This is a genomic window from Acinetobacter sp. AC1-2, from assembly GCF_016124155.1.
GTDB lineage: Bacteria > Pseudomonadota > Gammaproteobacteria > Pseudomonadales > Moraxellaceae > Acinetobacter > Acinetobacter calcoaceticus.
This window is the reverse complement of record NZ_JABFFO010000001.1, coordinates 1,726,483-1,741,886: the sequence shown is the minus strand read 5'-3', so window position 1 is coordinate 1,741,886 and position 15,404 is coordinate 1,726,483. Positions and strand designations below refer to the sequence as shown.

Annotated in this window: 18 protein-coding genes and 3 pseudogenes; 15 read left to right on the top strand and 6 right to left on the bottom strand. The window is 32.6% G+C overall.

Annotated elements, in window-relative coordinates; genetic code table 11:
* Positions 1-124 precede the first annotated feature (124 nt).
* Both HL290_RS08110 and HL290_RS08105 read left to right on the top strand, forming a co-directional pair.
* On the top strand, positions 125-1,153 hold the full coding sequence (locus HL290_RS08110; RefSeq protein WP_198496145.1) for a hypothetical protein: 1,029 nt from the start codon (positions 125-127) through the stop codon (positions 1,151-1,153).
* A 580-nt stretch (positions 1,154-1,733) separates the two neighbouring features.
* Positions 1,734-2,288 (top strand): TetR/AcrR family transcriptional regulator, encoded by a 555-nt coding sequence (locus HL290_RS08105; protein WP_198496144.1) that lies wholly within the window; start codon positions 1,734-1,736, stop codon positions 2,286-2,288.
* A gap of 46 nt (positions 2,289-2,334) precedes the next feature.
* Here the strand turns inward: HL290_RS08105 and HL290_RS08100 are convergent, their stop codons facing one another.
* Positions 2,335-2,802, bottom strand: a complete 468-nt coding sequence (locus tag HL290_RS08100) for an Lrp/AsnC family transcriptional regulator (RefSeq protein ID WP_016138670.1) — start codon at positions 2,800-2,802, stop codon at positions 2,335-2,337.
* Between the two features lie 118 nt (positions 2,803-2,920).
* On the opposite strand from HL290_RS08100, the gene HL290_RS08095 reads away from it, so the two are divergent.
* From HL290_RS08095 to HL290_RS18645, 3 genes and pseudogenes are all read left to right on the top strand, one after another.
* Entirely contained in the window at positions 2,921-3,781 is an 861-nt protein-coding gene (locus HL290_RS08095) for an EamA family transporter (RefSeq protein WP_198496143.1), read from the top strand.
* A gap of 203 nt (positions 3,782-3,984) precedes the next feature.
* Entirely contained in the window at positions 3,985-4,611 is a 627-nt protein-coding gene (locus HL290_RS08090; RefSeq protein WP_198496142.1) for a hypothetical protein, read from the top strand.
* Positions 4,612-4,648: 37 nt separating this feature from the next.
* Positions 4,649-4,747 (top strand): annotated as a pseudogene (locus HL290_RS18645) (aminotransferase); the annotation flags it as partial.
* Positions 4,748-4,862: 115 nt separating this feature from the next.
* Here HL290_RS18645 and HL290_RS08085 read toward each other — a convergent pair.
* A complete protein-coding gene (locus tag HL290_RS08085; protein ID WP_198496141.1) occupies positions 4,863-5,096 on the bottom strand; it encodes a hypothetical protein in 234 nt (77 codons plus the stop codon).
* Positions 5,097-5,376: 280 nt separating this feature from the next.
* Here HL290_RS08085 and HL290_RS08080 point away from each other — a divergent pair, with 280 nt between their 5' ends.
* A complete protein-coding gene (locus HL290_RS08080; protein ID WP_005047932.1) occupies positions 5,377-5,601 on the top strand; it encodes a hypothetical protein in 225 nt (74 codons plus the stop codon).
* A 183-nt stretch (positions 5,602-5,784) separates the two neighbouring features.
* On the top strand, positions 5,785-6,024 hold the full coding sequence (locus HL290_RS08075) for a hypothetical protein (RefSeq protein ID WP_045125227.1): 240 nt from the start codon (positions 5,785-5,787) through the stop codon (positions 6,022-6,024).
* 110 nt (positions 6,025-6,134) lie between these two features.
* Here HL290_RS08075 and HL290_RS08070 read toward each other — a convergent pair whose 3' ends face one another.
* On the bottom strand, positions 6,135-6,287 hold the full coding sequence (locus HL290_RS08070; RefSeq protein ID WP_198496140.1) for a hypothetical protein: 153 nt from the start codon (positions 6,285-6,287) through the stop codon (positions 6,135-6,137).
* A gap of 516 nt (positions 6,288-6,803) precedes the next feature.
* Between HL290_RS08070 and HL290_RS08065 the strand changes: the two genes are divergently transcribed.
* From HL290_RS08065 to HL290_RS08055, 3 genes are all read left to right on the top strand, one after another.
* A complete protein-coding gene (locus tag HL290_RS08065) occupies positions 6,804-6,953 on the top strand; it encodes a hypothetical protein (RefSeq protein ID WP_005041751.1) in 150 nt (49 codons plus the stop codon).
* 94 nt (positions 6,954-7,047) lie between these two features.
* Positions 7,048-7,518, top strand: coding sequence for a hypothetical protein (locus HL290_RS08060; RefSeq protein WP_198496139.1), 471 nt, complete (start codon positions 7,048-7,050; stop codon positions 7,516-7,518).
* Between the two features lie 145 nt (positions 7,519-7,663).
* A complete protein-coding gene (locus HL290_RS08055; RefSeq protein ID WP_080758575.1) occupies positions 7,664-7,852 on the top strand; it encodes a hypothetical protein in 189 nt (62 codons plus the stop codon).
* Positions 7,853-7,914: 62 nt separating this feature from the next.
* Here the strand turns inward: HL290_RS08055 and HL290_RS08050 are convergent.
* A pseudogene (locus tag HL290_RS08050) lies at positions 7,915-8,091 on the bottom strand (LysR substrate-binding domain-containing protein); the annotation flags it as partial.
* Between the two features lie 213 nt (positions 8,092-8,304).
* On the opposite strand from HL290_RS08050, the gene HL290_RS08045 reads away from it, so the two are divergent.
* Together HL290_RS08045 and HL290_RS08040 are read left to right on the top strand one after the other, a co-directional pair.
* Entirely contained in the window at positions 8,305-9,372 is a 1,068-nt protein-coding gene (locus HL290_RS08045; RefSeq protein WP_198496138.1) for an AraC family transcriptional regulator, read from the top strand.
* Between the two features lie 291 nt (positions 9,373-9,663).
* Positions 9,664-11,361 (top strand): hypothetical protein, encoded by a 1,698-nt coding sequence (locus HL290_RS08040; protein ID WP_198496137.1) that lies wholly within the window; start codon positions 9,664-9,666, stop codon positions 11,359-11,361.
* A 141-nt stretch (positions 11,362-11,502) separates the two neighbouring features.
* On the opposite strand, the gene HL290_RS08035 is transcribed toward HL290_RS08040, so the two are convergent.
* Positions 11,503-12,393: an AraC family transcriptional regulator gene (locus tag HL290_RS08035; protein ID WP_198496136.1), complete on the bottom strand. Its 891-nt coding sequence runs from the start codon at positions 12,391-12,393 to the stop codon at positions 11,503-11,505.
* 198 nt (positions 12,394-12,591) lie between these two features.
* On the opposite strand from HL290_RS08035, the gene HL290_RS08030 reads away from it, so the two are divergent.
* Together HL290_RS08030 and HL290_RS18640 are read left to right on the top strand one after the other, a co-directional pair.
* Complete coding sequence (locus HL290_RS08030; RefSeq protein WP_003650918.1) at positions 12,592-13,287, top strand: alpha/beta hydrolase; 696 nt, start codon at positions 12,592-12,594, stop codon at positions 13,285-13,287.
* Positions 13,288-13,397: 110 nt separating this feature from the next.
* Positions 13,398-13,493: pseudogene (locus tag HL290_RS18640) on the top strand (TetR family transcriptional regulator); the annotation flags it as partial.
* 180 nt (positions 13,494-13,673) lie between these two features.
* Here the strand turns inward: HL290_RS18640 and HL290_RS08025 are convergent.
* Entirely contained in the window at positions 13,674-14,357 is a 684-nt protein-coding gene (locus HL290_RS08025; protein ID WP_198496135.1) for a TetR/AcrR family transcriptional regulator, read from the bottom strand.
* Between the two features lie 192 nt (positions 14,358-14,549).
* Here HL290_RS08025 and HL290_RS08020 point away from each other — a divergent pair, with 192 nt between their 5' ends.
* Positions 14,550-15,404, top strand: coding sequence for a metal-dependent hydrolase (locus HL290_RS08020; protein ID WP_198496134.1), 855 nt, complete (start codon positions 14,550-14,552; stop codon positions 15,402-15,404).

Sequence of the window (15,404 nt, the reverse complement as noted above, 5' to 3'; positions counted from 1 at the left end):
TCTCTAACTTTTTATAGAAGATTATTTTGAATAATTGGCAATTGTAAGAAATAATGTGAAACATATCAAATTTATATATAATTCTTTAAATAAATTTCTCTTTACTCTGGAGTTAATGAAGATAATGGAACAGCTTTCACATATTAATTATTCTGAAATTCCAGATGATTTTAATGAATTAAGAGATTTATTTGAATATGGTTGGGTAAATGGAGATACCGATTATGGTTGGTTTTGGAAATGGCATAGTTCTTTTGATGAAAAATTTGAACTTTATGAAATCAAAACAGGTTCATTTGGTGATGGATATATTATCTTAATAAAAGCAATTTTAAGCGCAAAACATGGCAAACCAATAGGGTATAAATTTTCAAAGCTTTTACAAGTGGCTCATGTTCTTTTGGAACATCATCCAGAATTTTGGAAGCATTTTCTATTAGTAGTAAAACATTATGGGCATATGGATTTGCTTAAATCACAAGATGTAAAGGGAAAGTTGTTTAGCAAAACTAAAAAAATATCGGCAGAAGATTTTAAACCAGATCATTCCTATAACTCACTGATAGAATTTTTATGTCCTATTTTTCAAGGGAAATTATTTTTATGGGAATATGAACAAACTTCTATTGAAGAAAACACTATTGAATTACCTATCGTAACTTTACAATATTTGTTTGAAAAACAGTGTACTTTTGAAGAACTTAGTTTTAGTAAAACTCAAGTTGAATCATGTTTAAAACGTTATTTATTAAAGTATTTTGATTCTGATCAAGAGTCTAATGTTGTAAAAAATAAGTATGTTATAAAAGCTATAAATATTGCTAAGATAAGCAATAAAGATCACACTCATCAATCTGTTTTTTCTCGTAGAAATGTGGATTGGCAAAATACAGAAATTAAACTTTTCTTATGGTTAGTCTTCTTCTTAGGGCTTGAAGAATTCATTGAAGAAGGTTTCTATTGTAGTAATAGTGACTGTTTCTTTTTGAAATTAAAATGTGAGCAATTAAAAATTACTAAAGAGGAAAATTATTTAATAGAGAAACGTTTCTCTCGAATATTAGAACTTACGATAGGACAATATGAGTGGAATGATATGATTGGGCATGGTTCTCCATCAATATTTCTTGATGATCTTATTTCTAGTTTATAACCACCACTTAACAATAACTCCCTCATTATTTAGCCTTACTTTCTAATGATTTAATTTAAAACAAATGGCATTTTGCGTGCTTGACTGTAAAAGGGTTGGGCACTATTCTTTGCCTGCTGGCCACATTGCCAGTCGGTCGTCGCGGACCGATTTTTTCGACCACATCAGGATTATTTCTTCTGAGGAATAGTTTTGTGTGAGCATCTCCTCGTCTCCTCCCGTAGCGGTAGGACGGGAGAGGGACACCCTCGGGTGTGCTGGAGTCGAAACCAGTCCGCGAACCCTCTTCCGTTCTGCCACCATAATTTTAATGTCTGGCAGAACTCCCAATAAAAAGGAGTTGGCTTTGCACATCCATTATTTCTTGGCTCTCGATGCCAAAAGCTATAACGACACAGCTTAAAATTTAAAGCAGCTTGATTGCCCTAAGGTTTTCAGGCTTTAAGTCTTTTTTATTTAAAACTTAGCAATAACAAAACTTGAGATGTGCCATGCACAGTCTTTATGGGCTTTGCTGTGCCTTTTTTTCTCTCAAAAAAGTATCTCATTAGAAACAACAAGAATTTATAACGGTAAAACGATGCCAAAGTTAGTTCTCCCTACACGTGCCATACAAGTTATTAATACGTCGATTAATTTATTTCACCATCACGGCTTTCATGCTGTTGGGGTCGACAAAATTGTGAAAGAGTGCGGAATTCCAAAAGCGACTTTTTATAATTACTTTCACTCGAAAGAGCGGTTTATCGAAATCTGTTTGATCGTGCAAAAAGAACGTTTAAAAGAAAAAGTGGTTTCAATTGCTGAGTACACCAGCCACACAAGCGCTAGGGATAAACTCAAGGAGCTTTATTTCTTACACACCGATTTAGAGGGGCTTTACTACTTACTATTTAAAGCCATTTTTGAAACGAAACTGACCTATTCAAAAGCCTATCAAGTCGCAATTAAATATCGAACGTGGCTCATCAATGAAATCTATAGCCAGCTCATAAAACTAAAAAATGATGCGACTTTTCAGGATGCAAAACTCTTTTTATATATGATGGAAGGCGCAATTATTCAGCACTTAAGCTCAGATGGGGTAGACGACAGAGAAGGGTATTGGAATATGATTTCTAATAGCTTTCTTTAGATGTTTCAGCCTATGTTTGGGGGAAGAAGCCAAAAAGTAGACGAGTTTAAATATTTAACTCAAAGTTTACTTTTACACGATCTAAAACAATTAAGGTTCGATATGTTTTTACATCTTCATTATCAGCAAAATGTTTTCTAACTAAACTTTCAAAATGAGATAAGTTGTTGCTCAGCATGATAATGATAAAAGAGACACCTCCATTCACAAAGTAGCACTGTTGAATTTCTTCAACAGAAGCAAAGTATAGCTTCGCTCTGTCCATAACTACGGAGCGGTCTTCGCTAAGTCGGACTTCAATAATAGAAGTAATTTTTTCTCCAAATTTAAGCGGATTTAAAATAGCGCAATTCTTTAAAATGATTTCCTTCTCTTCCATACGAGATATACGTCTTTGAACTGAAGCGGAGGATAGGCCAATTTTTTCAGAAATTTCTCGATGCGAAGTTTTATTGTCTTTTTGAAGTATTCTTAAGATTGCATAATCAAAATTATCTAAAGAAATATCTGACATGAGTAAATCTCTCATTAAGCTTTAAATATAGAGTTATTTAATCGTTTTATTGAGGGAAATAGAAGAAATATATTGATTATATAGAATTAAAATTTCAATCATTCCCAGAGTGGTAAATATGATGATTGAGACAAACTCCAAGCAAGGCATGGCATTTGCAGCCGCATTTCTATCTTTAGTTTCTGTGCAAATAGGAGCATCAATAGGAAAAGCCCTTTTTCCAATTCTGAGTGCAGAAGGAGTGACCTTAACTCGACTTGCTTTAGCAGCATGTTTCTTATGGATTGTTTATAAACCTTGGAGAGATTGGAATAAGCAGACCAATTGGAAAAATCTCATTATTTATGGGGCCATCCTCACTTTAATGAATACTTTAATTTATAAAGCATTTTCTTATATGTCTGTGGGGATCGCGATTTCCATCGAAGTGTTGGGACCACTTACGGTTGCTATTTTAATGTCCAAAAATAAATTAGATTATTTTTGGGGAGCATTATCTCTTATTGGTTTGCTTTTTTTACCTATGGGCAATTCAAACAATAACTTTAGTTTTATTGGTATGACGTATGCGCTTGTGGCTGCCGTGGGTTGGGGACTGTATGTTATTTATGGCTCTAAAGTTGCACAAGGTGGCGGAAGCTCTGTTGCAACTGGAATGTTCCTAGCGGCTTTGTTTGCAACACCTTTAGGGGCTTCTCACATTATCCATATTTTTGATAGTTATAAGATTCTTTTGACATGTTTACTCATGGCGATGCTGGCGAGTGCTATTCCATTTATATTAGATATGATTGCGATGAAAAAACTGCATCCGCGAGTTTTTGGAATATTAGTGAGCGCATCACCAGCGGTGAGTGCTTTGGCTGGATGGCTGATTTTAGATGAACGATTAAATCATTTTCAGATCTTTGGTATAGCAATTATTATGGCATCGTGTGCAGGATGTTCTTATTTCTCCTATAAACGTAATACTGCATAAGCCCATTCATTTATGGTGACTTAGGTCTAAAAGCTAGATGAGTCGTGTGAAGGGGGAAAAATAATAATTAGAGAACTCCCTCCTTAAAAAAGCTGCTTCTGTACAAAAGAATATAAAAACAGCAAGTAACACTTACTCAAGTATCATTTTAATCTGATTGATATTTATACAATATAGTTACCAGATCACAAGGATATGAACTGATGAAATTTCTAAAATTTTTAACTTTTAGCACGATTCTAACTTTATCCGCACATAGTTATGCGACAGTGGGTGGTGGACAAAAAATTGAAGTATTGGGTTATCAGCAAAAAGAGAAGAAACTTTATGTATTAAGACACTACGAAGATGGTCGAGGACGTTTACCACAACTATATTATTATCTATTAAATAGTAAATCGCCTGACAAACTTATCGAAGTTAAATCTCTCTATATCAATCCAAAAACACATAAGATTGATTATGATCAAGATAGTACAGCGTTTGATAAAGCGCTTAAAAAAATTAAAAGAAATTTAACTCCTTTGATCGTAAGTAATAGTAAGACTGTAAAAATTCAGACATTAAAAACTCATCAAAATCAAATATCAGCTTGGTTTGATCCTTCAGGAAAGATCACACAATATAAAACCGAATATGTTGTAAAATCGCCATCTTTACAAAGTAAGGCCCATGTGGCGGTTCATTACACCAAAGCAATAAAAATTTCCCAAAATTATAGCGTGCCTAAACACAATAATAGGTTGGTTGTAGTTAGATATTTGGGGGTTCCAGAAGAAACTGGTTATGACATTGAAGACCCTGTTTTACTACTGCCTGTGAAAAAATAAGTTTAAGAGCAAATTATTTTCTTGGTTCAAATCGGTAGCAGCAGGGCATCACTATCTGGATGTTTACGACAATATTGCAAGTATTGATCATTATCATCCTGCGATCATTGAAATTGTAAATGAGCAAAAGAAAATGCCCATTTGCTATTTTCTAATCATTTTGAGAGTTAAAAACGGTTATATTTCAAAAAGGATTTTAATTTTTTATATAATTAAATCAGTTATCTATAAAAACTAATGAACGAATTAATTTATTCAAGATCAAGTTGATTATCATCTTTAGTAATTTTAATTTTTAACTTTTTATATTTGCGTTTGTTTGGATCAATTGCAGAATTTATGACCTCATCTGAGAAAGAGGAGCATAACATTAATTTTGCGTATGCGCGGTAGCCTATTAAAATTCTGCGTAGCGGATAGTCCGTTCTTGAAGAATAATATTCGATTCGCGAGTTAAGCTCTTGTAGTAGGATCTGTTCGGCCATTCGAATAATTTTCTGTAAGTGGTTCATTGCAGCATATAGAGATTTATCTAATCAAAGAAGGGTTATTTTCACTAATATGAAATCTGGAAAATTAAACACTAATATTGCATATTTAAATATCCTAGACATACAAATTATTTTTTATTACCTGTAAATTTAAGCAGACACAGTAGAACTATAATACATTGATAAATGGTAGAAAAATTACGGGTAACAACTCTTTTTAGAGCAACCGATCTATGTGTGTTATAGTCAATTTCGATTAATAATTGGCATTAAAATGGATATCTGTATTGGCGGCATACTTGATGGTCAAAAAAGAAAGAATGATCAAACTCATTTCAAAGTAGACAACCATTATTCTGATCATGGTTCTCAATATAATAAAGAGTATTTTCATTTAGATGGGCAACTTCATTCATTTTGGATAAGTGAAGAACTTGACTTCTATGAAGCACAAAAAAGAGTTGAATTAATCCTGAATACGAAACTTTTAGTTACCTAAATTAAAATAAATAATTTATTATAAAAGAGGGTGGATTTTTGAAGCTATCCTCTTCATTAAAATAAAATTTAAATATTTTATAGATTTAATTTTTGAAATTTATCCATACATAATTATTCATGAATCTATTCTTTTATCCTGTAATCTAAAGAAAATAATTTAGTTTGGATTGTAGGTGTCTATATGGGAGATAAATTGATTGAAAAAGATAAACTTTTAAATTATCTTGCCCAGAAAAATGCAGAGAAAGAAATAGAGTGTGAATGGTTAAGGAATATTATTATTCGGTTAATTGATGAGCTTGAAGATAACCGATTACAAGCACAGCTAATTCGACAAGTAAATGAAGAACTTATTTCATTAATACAAAAACATGTCGATCAAGATTTTAATTCAAAAGATTTAAGTAAATTTAAAAATTAATTAGGTGTTGAGTTTTTAAGGGATCTGCTTGAAAGGTTTGTTTATAAAAAATTAATATGAAAGAAGTCCAAAAAATGGACTTCTTTCATATTAATTAAAATTTTATCTTTTTATTTATTTTTTTCTTCATTATTTTTAATTGGTGAAGAATCTTCTGATTCAGATGGCTGGGTAGGTTTTTCAACTTTATCCTCATTTGGTTTTGGATCGGAGTCATTTTGGTTTTGAGTTGCTTTTTTTGAAAAGTCTTTAAAATCAGACATTTTAAACTTCTTAATAAGAGTAGTGAAGCTTGATAGTATACCTTTCACTGAGTTACATTGCGGTAGTTATGGGAGTGGTATGTAGAGATATGTTCCTCTATATACTTTAATATCGATATAATTTTTTAAAAATATCTTATATATTGATTTAAATAGTAAAATTTAAGTCAAGGATGCGAATTAATCGATATTTAAAATCTATTTTATTTATATAGTCTGTAAAAATATAATATTCGCATCTGTATCCAAAAATATAAAAACTTTATGATATTGTTTTTGTGGGTTAAATTTTTACTTGGGGGTGTGAGCGTAAAGTTAATAAGGCTTAAAATAATAAAAAATATAGGGGTTTAAAGAATTTATTCTGTGTGGTGATTAAAATATATATATTATTGTCATAATAAACAACAGTATCACATTCAGATACACTTGCGTTGTATCTATATAAAGGTAAAGGGACTATGTTAACTAAGTGCTAGATAATCATCTGCACACCATTAAATAGGAGAGACTCTAATGTCTCAGGACCAAGTTAAAAGCGATCAAGACAAATCAAAAGAGCAACAACAGCAACAACAAGATGGTAAAGAGTTTGAACCTAAAACTCCTGAGCAAAATGACGTAGAAAAAGTCAATCAAAATGATAAAAATGAGAAAAAATCATAATATAGTAATTTATATTTTTTCTTAAAAATATTGGTTGGTAGAAAGAATAATTATTCTTTTTGCCAATTTATAAAATTAAGAGGAATATTTTAATATGTATTTTATAATAATTCTTTTTATCTTATTTATTTTTGCTTATATTTTATTTAAGGTTTTTTCTACGGTTAATCTAGAGCTCCCCGAAAGCACCCTAAAAATAGCTGGGAAAATATTTACAGATCACAAAAACTTTTTTGAACATGAAATAATTGTGATTTTATACCAAGAAGAATTGATAACTTTAGTCGGTAACCAAAATGTCGGTAGCGTGAAGGTCTTTAAAAATGCTGTAATCTGCCTCGAAAAAGAAACAAATAAAATCGCAGTATATATAGATACTTTAAGAGTCGGATATCTTAATAAAATAAACTCCTCTAGTTTTGTTAATTTTTTAAAAACAAAAGGTTTTAGTGAGCGAGATGCTTTTGAAGTTGATGCGGTTATAATTAGTGAAGAATTAAGCCAGTGGAGTGTGAAGCTAGACATACCATACGATATGGAAAAGTTTAGGTTTGATAAATATTAAAATCCAATAAATATTTGATTGATATTATATAAGATATATTTTGGTACATTTTTTTTAGTATTGAAAATAAAAAGAGATCATAATCATTGTAGTGATAATAAAAAGGAGAAAAGATATGGAACTTAGAGCCGTCAAAATGCATAAAATGTTTAAAGAGTTTCATGATGAAAAGGCGCTTGGCTATATGGGGGAATATGATGAAAAACATGATCTTGTAGCGATATATAATATTTTTAAAGAAAAAATGAAGAAAATAGACGGAACCTATCAATGGATTCTACCTTCATCGGGTGAAGTATTTTTTGTTGAAGAAGATCCACTCTATGTTCGTTAATTAATTTTCCCGTCTAAAAAATCGATAATTTATAAATCAAAGTCCTCTAATGAGGACTTTTTTTATATTTCACTCAAGGTATCTTTAACAATTCTAAAAGCAGGTGACATCAATCTACGGCTGGTATAAAACAAATAAAAAGGAGGCAAGGTAACCGCGTGTTGTTCCAATAAACTTACTAACTTTTTCTCTTCTAAAGCAGGTTTCACCAAAGAGTGGGGTAAATAGGCTATTGCACAACTATCGAGTACAGGCTAACAAAGTTGAACTATTGAAAAGAGTGGTGAAGCATCGAAATGAAGGACCAATGAAAAGCTAAATTGAAGATTGTAATAAGAGGCACATCAGTATTGAATAAAAACACAAACTTAAAACCTCATTCATTTGAATTATATTATTAAGTTGATTTAAACTTTTTAGCACTCAGGTAGGAGTTCTCTTGGATGGCAAGGATGACCATTGCATTACATAAAAAACTTGAAGGAACTTGTGAAGTAAAAGTGCTTGTTGGTTTAGTCAACCATTTTTTAGATCATGCAAATTTTTTTGGAATCGAGCGCCGAGAGCTATTATTACAGAGTACTCTCACAGAAGAGCAACTAAGTGATTCAAATCAATGTATTCCACTTTACTACTTTGAGAGGATTATTGCTTATACATATAGTATTTGTAATGACCCAACGATTGCTTTAAGTTTTTTTAAAAAGATGGATTCTACAGCTTATGGAGTTTTAGGACATCTAGTCCCTTTATCTTCTAGTTTGTATAAAGCGATTGAGACATTAAAAGAGTTTCAACCATTAATCGGATGTATTGGAGATATTTCTCTCCAAATTGAGTCAGAAGCTATCTACTGGAAATGGAAATGTAGATCAACTGATCCAGTATTTAGTAGATGTGCTAATGAATATAATTTGTCATGGTGGTTGAGTCTAATTCGTTTAGTTCGAAATGAAGAATACTGCATTCTTAAAGCAGTACATTTCGCACATAGTCTGGCGAAACCTGAATTACAGAATTATTATGATGAGTTTTTTGGGTGCCCAGTCTATTTCAATCAAAAAGAAACTGCTTTGGTATTGTCACCAAAATCTTTAAATATGGCATTGAAGACTGAAAATGCGGGATTATATGATAGCGTGCGATTATTCGCTTCAAAATTATTAGAACAACAACGGGGCGAACAAACCTTTATTCAACAGACTAAAGCAAAAATCTATTTATTGCTTCACTATGATCGTTTGTCTCGTGAAAATGTTGCAGAGCTGTTAGGCATAAATGTCAGAACATTGAGTCGGAAGCTTCAGCTTGAAGAGAGCTCTTACAGCAAGTTACTTGATGAAGTTCGAATTGAATTAGCTGAAAATTTTTTAGAAAACTATCAGCATTCAATTTTATTTATTTCAAAAGCTTTAGGTTTTTATACAAGTCATTCCTTTATTTCTTGGTTTAAATTACAAACAAATTTGACTCCGAATCAATATCGTAAGAGTTTGAAAAGAAAGGCTATCGAAGATTAATAAGAAATTGAGGGGAATTTTTAATCTTATGTCCTATATTAGAGGTTAAATGACCCAGAAGCGTTATTTTTTACTTAGTAGTTAATAATAAGATTTATATCAACTTTATATGAATGATCGAAATTCTATTTAAGGTTTAATGAGCAATTTACTTTGTTCTAATTTTTAGTGTAGCTATGAAATTAAGCAAAATATATTTTTGATTTATAAGGATATTTTAAAAACAGAGTGTTCGAAAATTAATTTCTTATCGTAAAAATATGCTTAATTTGAGTAATGAAGGGAATCAATATGGAAGTAAAGCAAATATATAAACAGACTATAGGTATAGTTTTACTTGGATTTTTAGTCTCAGGTTGTGGAAATGACAAGGACACTGGTTCAAGCAATCTACCGGAAGTAGGTGATTCATGTCCAACCATTATGGATGAGAAGCTCTTTGCTGACGTGGATACTTTAGAAAAATTTGTTCAAGTTGGTCCTGATTTAGCTCAATTACGTTCAACAGGTAGTCTTGCACATAAGCAATTGGTGGACTGGATTGAACTTGAAGCAAAAAAAATACCAAATATGCAAGTACGATCGGATAGTTATGAAATTCAGCGTTGGCAACCGATGATTGTGGCTGAAAATGGCAAAGGACGTAGTTTATCTCGTTCAGGTCAGTTATCTGTTAATGGTAAAGATATAGCAATTGCTGGTGCTGTTCCTTATTCATTAGGTACAACATTGACTGGAAATAATGGACAATTGGTCTTTCTTGCAAGTAATCAAGCCATCACGGAAGAACATCGAGGTAAAATTATTGTACGTGAAATTCCAACTGTGCAAGATCCTGTGTATGTAAATCAGGTTGCACCCCCTTATGCATTTTTATTTCAGTTTGCAAAATATCTAAGCCCATCTCTTAATGATCTTAAAACACAGAGATACGATAAGCCTTTTTTAGCAGGCGAATTAATGAATAAGGACTTAATCGCAGCTGGAAAGGTGGGTGCTGCGGGTGTGATTCTTGGTTTTGATGTTCCTAGAGATCAAATCAAAGATTATTTCGATCCGCATAATGGGTTACATTATCGACTTCCTGCAGTGTTTTTAGGTGCAGATGAATTTGCCGAGGTAAAAGCTTTAGCCACAAGTAATTCACAAGCAAAAATTGTAGTTCAGGCAGAAAGAGACACAACAACTACTCGAAATTTGATTGCAACATTACCAGGGTTAAGTCATGAAAAAATTGTATTTGTCGCGAACACGGATGGTAATACGTGGGTACAAGAAAATGGTGTGAGTGGGTTACTTGCGTTAGCCCAATATTTTGCAAAGTTACCGTTAAAATGCCGACAAAAAACATATGAATTTGCATTTAATACTGGTCATTTGCATATGTCTAAAGAAGGAACTTTTAGATATATGGAAGAACTCAATGAAGAATATAAAGACGGTAAAGTGAGTTTTGTTTTTGCAGTAGAGCACTTGGGAACACGTGAAATAGTAGCAAAACCAAGAAAAGATTTGGGTTGGGGGAGAACATTAGAGTTTTCAGGTAGAGCAGAGCCTCAGGCTTGGTTTGTAGCTGAAGATCATCTTTTGATGCAAAAAGTCGCAATTGAAGCTGCTCAAAGACATAAGCTACCTGCGGTACTGATTTCGACTGGGCAAGATATGCCAAATATTCAACGTTCCCCAAAACAATGTGATTTTGGTGGTATTGGAAACGCATCACATCAGAACTTAATTCCAACTATGGCGACTATTTCTGGTCCATGGTCCCTTTGGGCACCATCGTTTGGTCGAGATGCGATTGATTTTAGTTTGATGCGTAAGCAGTTATTAGCAATTGGTGATTCAGTTTTAGCTTTACAAAATCATACCAAAGCTGAAATTGATGGACCTTATACGGAATGGAGAGCCGCTAGTAATCAAGGGAAATTAGTCTGTTCACATTCAATAAACAGTGGTGTAGAGGATGCGCCAAACACAGCGAACTAATATTGAAAAGGATCCATAGCGATTGTTTTTATAAATTAGTTAGGCTTTGATGCATAAAATTAAAATTATCCTACAGGCTTATTCAACCGTTTAATTATTTTAATGAATAAGCCTGTATCTAAAATCTATAGTTCCTTTCTATTATTTAGCTTTAGTTTCCGACATTTCTCTAAATTTTCTTGGGCTATAACCAAATGTTTGAATAAAAGATCTGGTAAAAGCAGCTGGTGAAGAATAACCAACTAAATCAGCAATTTGTGAAATACTTTTATTCGTTTCAATTAAATATTGATTGGCTAACTTCATTCGCCAATGTTTGAGGTAATTAATTGGAGTAGTACCTACCAATTCTATGAAATTTTTTGAAAACTTTGATTTAGATTGATTAGTTTCTTTGGCAAGAATTTCTACGGTCCATTCTTTAGCAGGGTTAGAATGCATTAAGAATAACGCCTTGCTAATAGCAGGATTCTGCAAAGCTGAAATCCAACTTTTATGGTTTAGTGTTTCTTTATTTAGCCAGAATCTTATTGACCATACCAATAGCAAATCGATAACACTTGAAAGCATAACCTGACTACCTAAAGAAGGTTGATCAAGTTCTAATTTTATTGCAGCTACTGTCATTGGTACCCACTCAGCAACTTTACCATTTTGGTCCGAGGGAACTAATATATATTTGGGTAATCCTTCAGCGATTGTTTGTCCATATACGCCGTTTAATTGAAAAATACATGTAATAACAGATGGTTCTACAGCTTTATCTTCTATAATTTCGATAGAATGCTTAAATCTCGAAGGAATAACGATAACATCCCCGTCGTGTACAATCTCATTTATTTTTTGTTCATTACTTTTAATTTTAAAGCTACCTCCTTGAAATATATGAATATACGAAAAATTATTATCCATAAAAACAATATTTTTATTTTTATAATTTTCAACTTGATAAATTTGTCCTGATATTCTTGCATTTTTATAAATATCAAAAAATATATCAGTTAATTTACTTAAATCTTGTTCATTTTCCATCTCTCTACATCTCATCAAAAAAATGTTTCTGCAAAAAAATATGCTGTTTTAGTAATTGTTAAAAGTAGTTTTATAACAAATAATCATTTTACGAAGATTTTATAGTTTGATATTTGATCAGATTATCTAAACTTCATGTATCAATATTTCTACTTAATTTATTGATTTCAATGTCATAGCAAAAGCTAGGAGTAAATCATGAGCAATAAACCAACAATTATATTAGTACATGGCTTTTGGGGAGGCGCTGCTCACTGGAGTAAAGTTATTATTGAGCTTTCCCATAGAGGTTTTACCTCATTACAAGCAGTTGAATTGCCTTTAACTTCACTAGCCGATGATGTCGAACGAACAAAGAAAATGATAGCTCAGATTGATGGTGACGTAATTTTAGTTGGGCACTCTTATGGAGGTGCTGTTATTACTGAAGCTGGTAACCTTCCAAATGTAGTTGGTCTAGTCTATATCGCAGCATTTGCTCCTGATACAAATGAGAGTCCAGGGGAGATTACGCAAAAGCATCTGCCAGTAGCTGCCCCTAATTTATCACCAGATAGTGATGGTTACCTTTGGCTTAAAGCAGACAAATTTCATGAAAGTTTCTGCCAAGATTTAACAGAAGAGGAAGGTCTAGTTATGGGAGTAACACAAAAAGCTCCGTTAGCAAGCACCTTTGGCGATACTATTTCATCACCAGCTTGGAAAACTAAACCTTCTTGGTATCAAATTTCTACTCAGGATCGAATGATTAGTCCAGAAAATCAAGAGTTTATGTCTTCTAGATTAAATGCAAAAAAAGTTATTTCTTTAGATGCTAGCCATGCTTCATTAGCTTCCAAGCCAGTTGAAGTTGCAGATTTAATAGATGAAGCTGTTTCTTTCTTTAATTCATAAAGTTATTTAATTTAAATAGACAAACAAATTAAGAAGTTAAGAAAATAATAATTTTTTTAGCTTCTATTTCATTATAAATATAAGCTCATCTTATCTAGATGGCTTATTGCTTAATTGATGCCGTAATTATTCAGCTTTTAAGTTCAGATGGGGCAATGGATCGGGAAAGGGTGTTGGATTGTTTTTTGGTGGGGTTGAATGTGTAATATGGAAAAGCTCGAAAGTGAAGTGATACAAATTAGATTGTAATCACTCACTCAGATTATATAGATAGAGATTATGAAAAGGCATAGCATTTAAAAGGATAAAAAGACTGCCTATATCGAAGTAGTCTTGTGTGACCATTAAGAGTACTTAGAGTAGAAATTAAATAACTTTTATGTCACTCATTTACTAATACCAGTTTCGACTTGCTTATATCCAATAGAAAATTGAATGAATTTAACAAGATCATCTTCGAGATCTAATAATTCAGTAAATTTGTTTTGGCAAATGTAGCGGTAAATAATTTCATAAGCGCCGCCAATAGCTGCATCATAAAATAAATCAGGGACACTTACCCATTGATCTGGGTAATTCATTTTAATAACGTTATGTATAGATTTTAGTCTTTTTCCTAATTCTGCAAAAAATAAATTACGTTGTTCTAGACAACGGCTTCCTGCATTTGGGAACTCGATTGCCCAAGCCTTTGTGAAGTCCTGTTCGCTATTACATAGTTGTAAATAGGCGTGAACGGAAGATCTAATCCATTGATCTGCACTAATATTTTCAAGTTTAATTTCAGAGAGAACTTGCTCAAATAAAGCTTTTCTACCTAAATCATCTGCTGCTAGAAAACAATCTTCTTTATTCTCAAAAATTTCATAAAATGCCTGCTTAGATACTCGTGCTCTTTTAACAATGTCTGTAATCGTTGTAGCAGCAAACCCTTTTTCTGCAAATGCACTGATGGCTGCTTTAACCAAACGTCGGCGCTGCTTTTCACGTGTTTCTTCGGTTAACAGGCTAGTACGACCTCTGGGTAAGCCTGCTGCTTGAGTATCGTAAGCGCCAGAGAGTTTTTCCACACTAAATCTTCTAAAATTTGAAATCTTGCTAAAACTATCATTAACCGCTTTTCGGCTCAAGAATGTTTTTTTTAAACATTAAATTATAGAAATAAATATATGAATTTCAATTGGATGAAAAATAACTATTGACTAGAAATATAAAGCAATCTACAAAAGAACTAATTGGTACTTTTGTGAATTGGAATAATTATGTCTACGCTTGAAGCCATTAAATCTAAACCATCTTCCATAGCACATCGTTTGAAAGCATCTTTTCCAGTCAGACGATTAAGTTTTGATTTCACCAGTTCAACGCGCTATTGGTTTGATAATGACGCTTATTTCACACATTTGATGAATGCAATGTCAGCTATTTTTCCCCAAGGAGAATTGATGCTGATTGAGGCTTTGAGAAATATTCGGGACAAAATTGATGACCCTGCGCTTCAAGCAGAGATAAGTGCTTTTATTGGACAAGAAGCGATGCATGCTAAAGAGCATTTGGCATTTAATCGTTATGCAGATGAACAGCAAATCAATATCAATGAGCTACAGAATGAAGTTAAAGCCTTATATGCCCTAATGCAAAAAATATTACCAACTATGCATATCATGTCGATTGGTTGTGCGATTGAACATATCACTGCAACCTTAGGTGCCGAACTCTTGCGTAATGATCAGTGGAATCATCGCTTAGTAGGTCCAGTTGCTGAGCTATGGCTATGGCATGCAGTTGAAGAAAACGAACATAAAGCAGTATTTTTTGATGCTTATGTAGCATCAGGTGGAGGATACTTATCACGTATTTTTTATATGACATTTGCAGGAAGCATTTTACTTTTCTTAATTGCAAATAACACACGAAGATTACTCAAAGCAGATCAAGTACTTTCTTTAAATGGCATCGCTAAATTTTTTAAAAAAGGAGTAGGTAATCAAGGATTACTGACGCTACACACTGTTAAAGATTTTTTAGATTACTACCGACCAGATTTTCATCCTTTTGACCACGATACCAAAAGATTGGAAAACCTTTGGCAAAAGCGTTTAGACCTCAAAATTTAA

Coding starts and splice junctions, on each gene's coding strand:
- HL290_RS08075 (WP_045125227.1), top strand. CDS start 5,785: ATGGGAGATAAATTGATTGAAAAAGATAAACTTTTAAATTATCTTGCC.
- HL290_RS08020 (WP_198496134.1), top strand. CDS start 14,550: ATGTCTACGCTTGAAGCCATTAAATCTAAACCATCTTCCATAGCACAT.
- HL290_RS08035 (WP_198496136.1), bottom strand. CDS start 12,393: ATGGAAAATGAACAAGATTTAAGTAAATTAACTGATATATTTTTTGAT.
- HL290_RS08040 (WP_198496137.1), top strand. CDS start 9,664: ATGGAAGTAAAGCAAATATATAAACAGACTATAGGTATAGTTTTACTT.
- HL290_RS08085 (WP_198496141.1), bottom strand. CDS start 5,096: ATGGCCGAACAGATCCTACTACAAGAGCTTAACTCGCGAATCGAATAT.
- HL290_RS08110 (WP_198496145.1), top strand. CDS start 125: ATGGAACAGCTTTCACATATTAATTATTCTGAAATTCCAGATGATTTT.
- HL290_RS08045 (WP_198496138.1), top strand. CDS start 8,305: ATGACCATTGCATTACATAAAAAACTTGAAGGAACTTGTGAAGTAAAA.
- HL290_RS08095 (WP_198496143.1), top strand. CDS start 2,921: ATGATGATTGAGACAAACTCCAAGCAAGGCATGGCATTTGCAGCCGCA.
- HL290_RS08090 (WP_198496142.1), top strand. CDS start 3,985: ATGAAATTTCTAAAATTTTTAACTTTTAGCACGATTCTAACTTTATCC.
- HL290_RS08060 (WP_198496139.1), top strand. CDS start 7,048: ATGTATTTTATAATAATTCTTTTTATCTTATTTATTTTTGCTTATATT.
- HL290_RS08030 (WP_003650918.1), top strand. CDS start 12,592: ATGAGCAATAAACCAACAATTATATTAGTACATGGCTTTTGGGGAGGC.
- HL290_RS08055 (WP_080758575.1), top strand. CDS start 7,664: ATGTTTAAAGAGTTTCATGATGAAAAGGCGCTTGGCTATATGGGGGAA.
- HL290_RS08070 (WP_198496140.1), bottom strand. CDS start 6,287: ATGTCTGATTTTAAAGACTTTTCAAAAAAAGCAACTCAAAACCAAAAT.
- HL290_RS08100 (WP_016138670.1), bottom strand. CDS start 2,802: ATGTCAGATATTTCTTTAGATAATTTTGATTATGCAATCTTAAGAATA.
- HL290_RS08080 (WP_005047932.1), top strand. CDS start 5,377: ATGGATATCTGTATTGGCGGCATACTTGATGGTCAAAAAAGAAAGAAT.
- HL290_RS08105 (WP_198496144.1), top strand. CDS start 1,734: ATGCCAAAGTTAGTTCTCCCTACACGTGCCATACAAGTTATTAATACG.
- HL290_RS08065 (WP_005041751.1), top strand. CDS start 6,804: ATGTCTCAGGACCAAGTTAAAAGCGATCAAGACAAATCAAAAGAGCAA.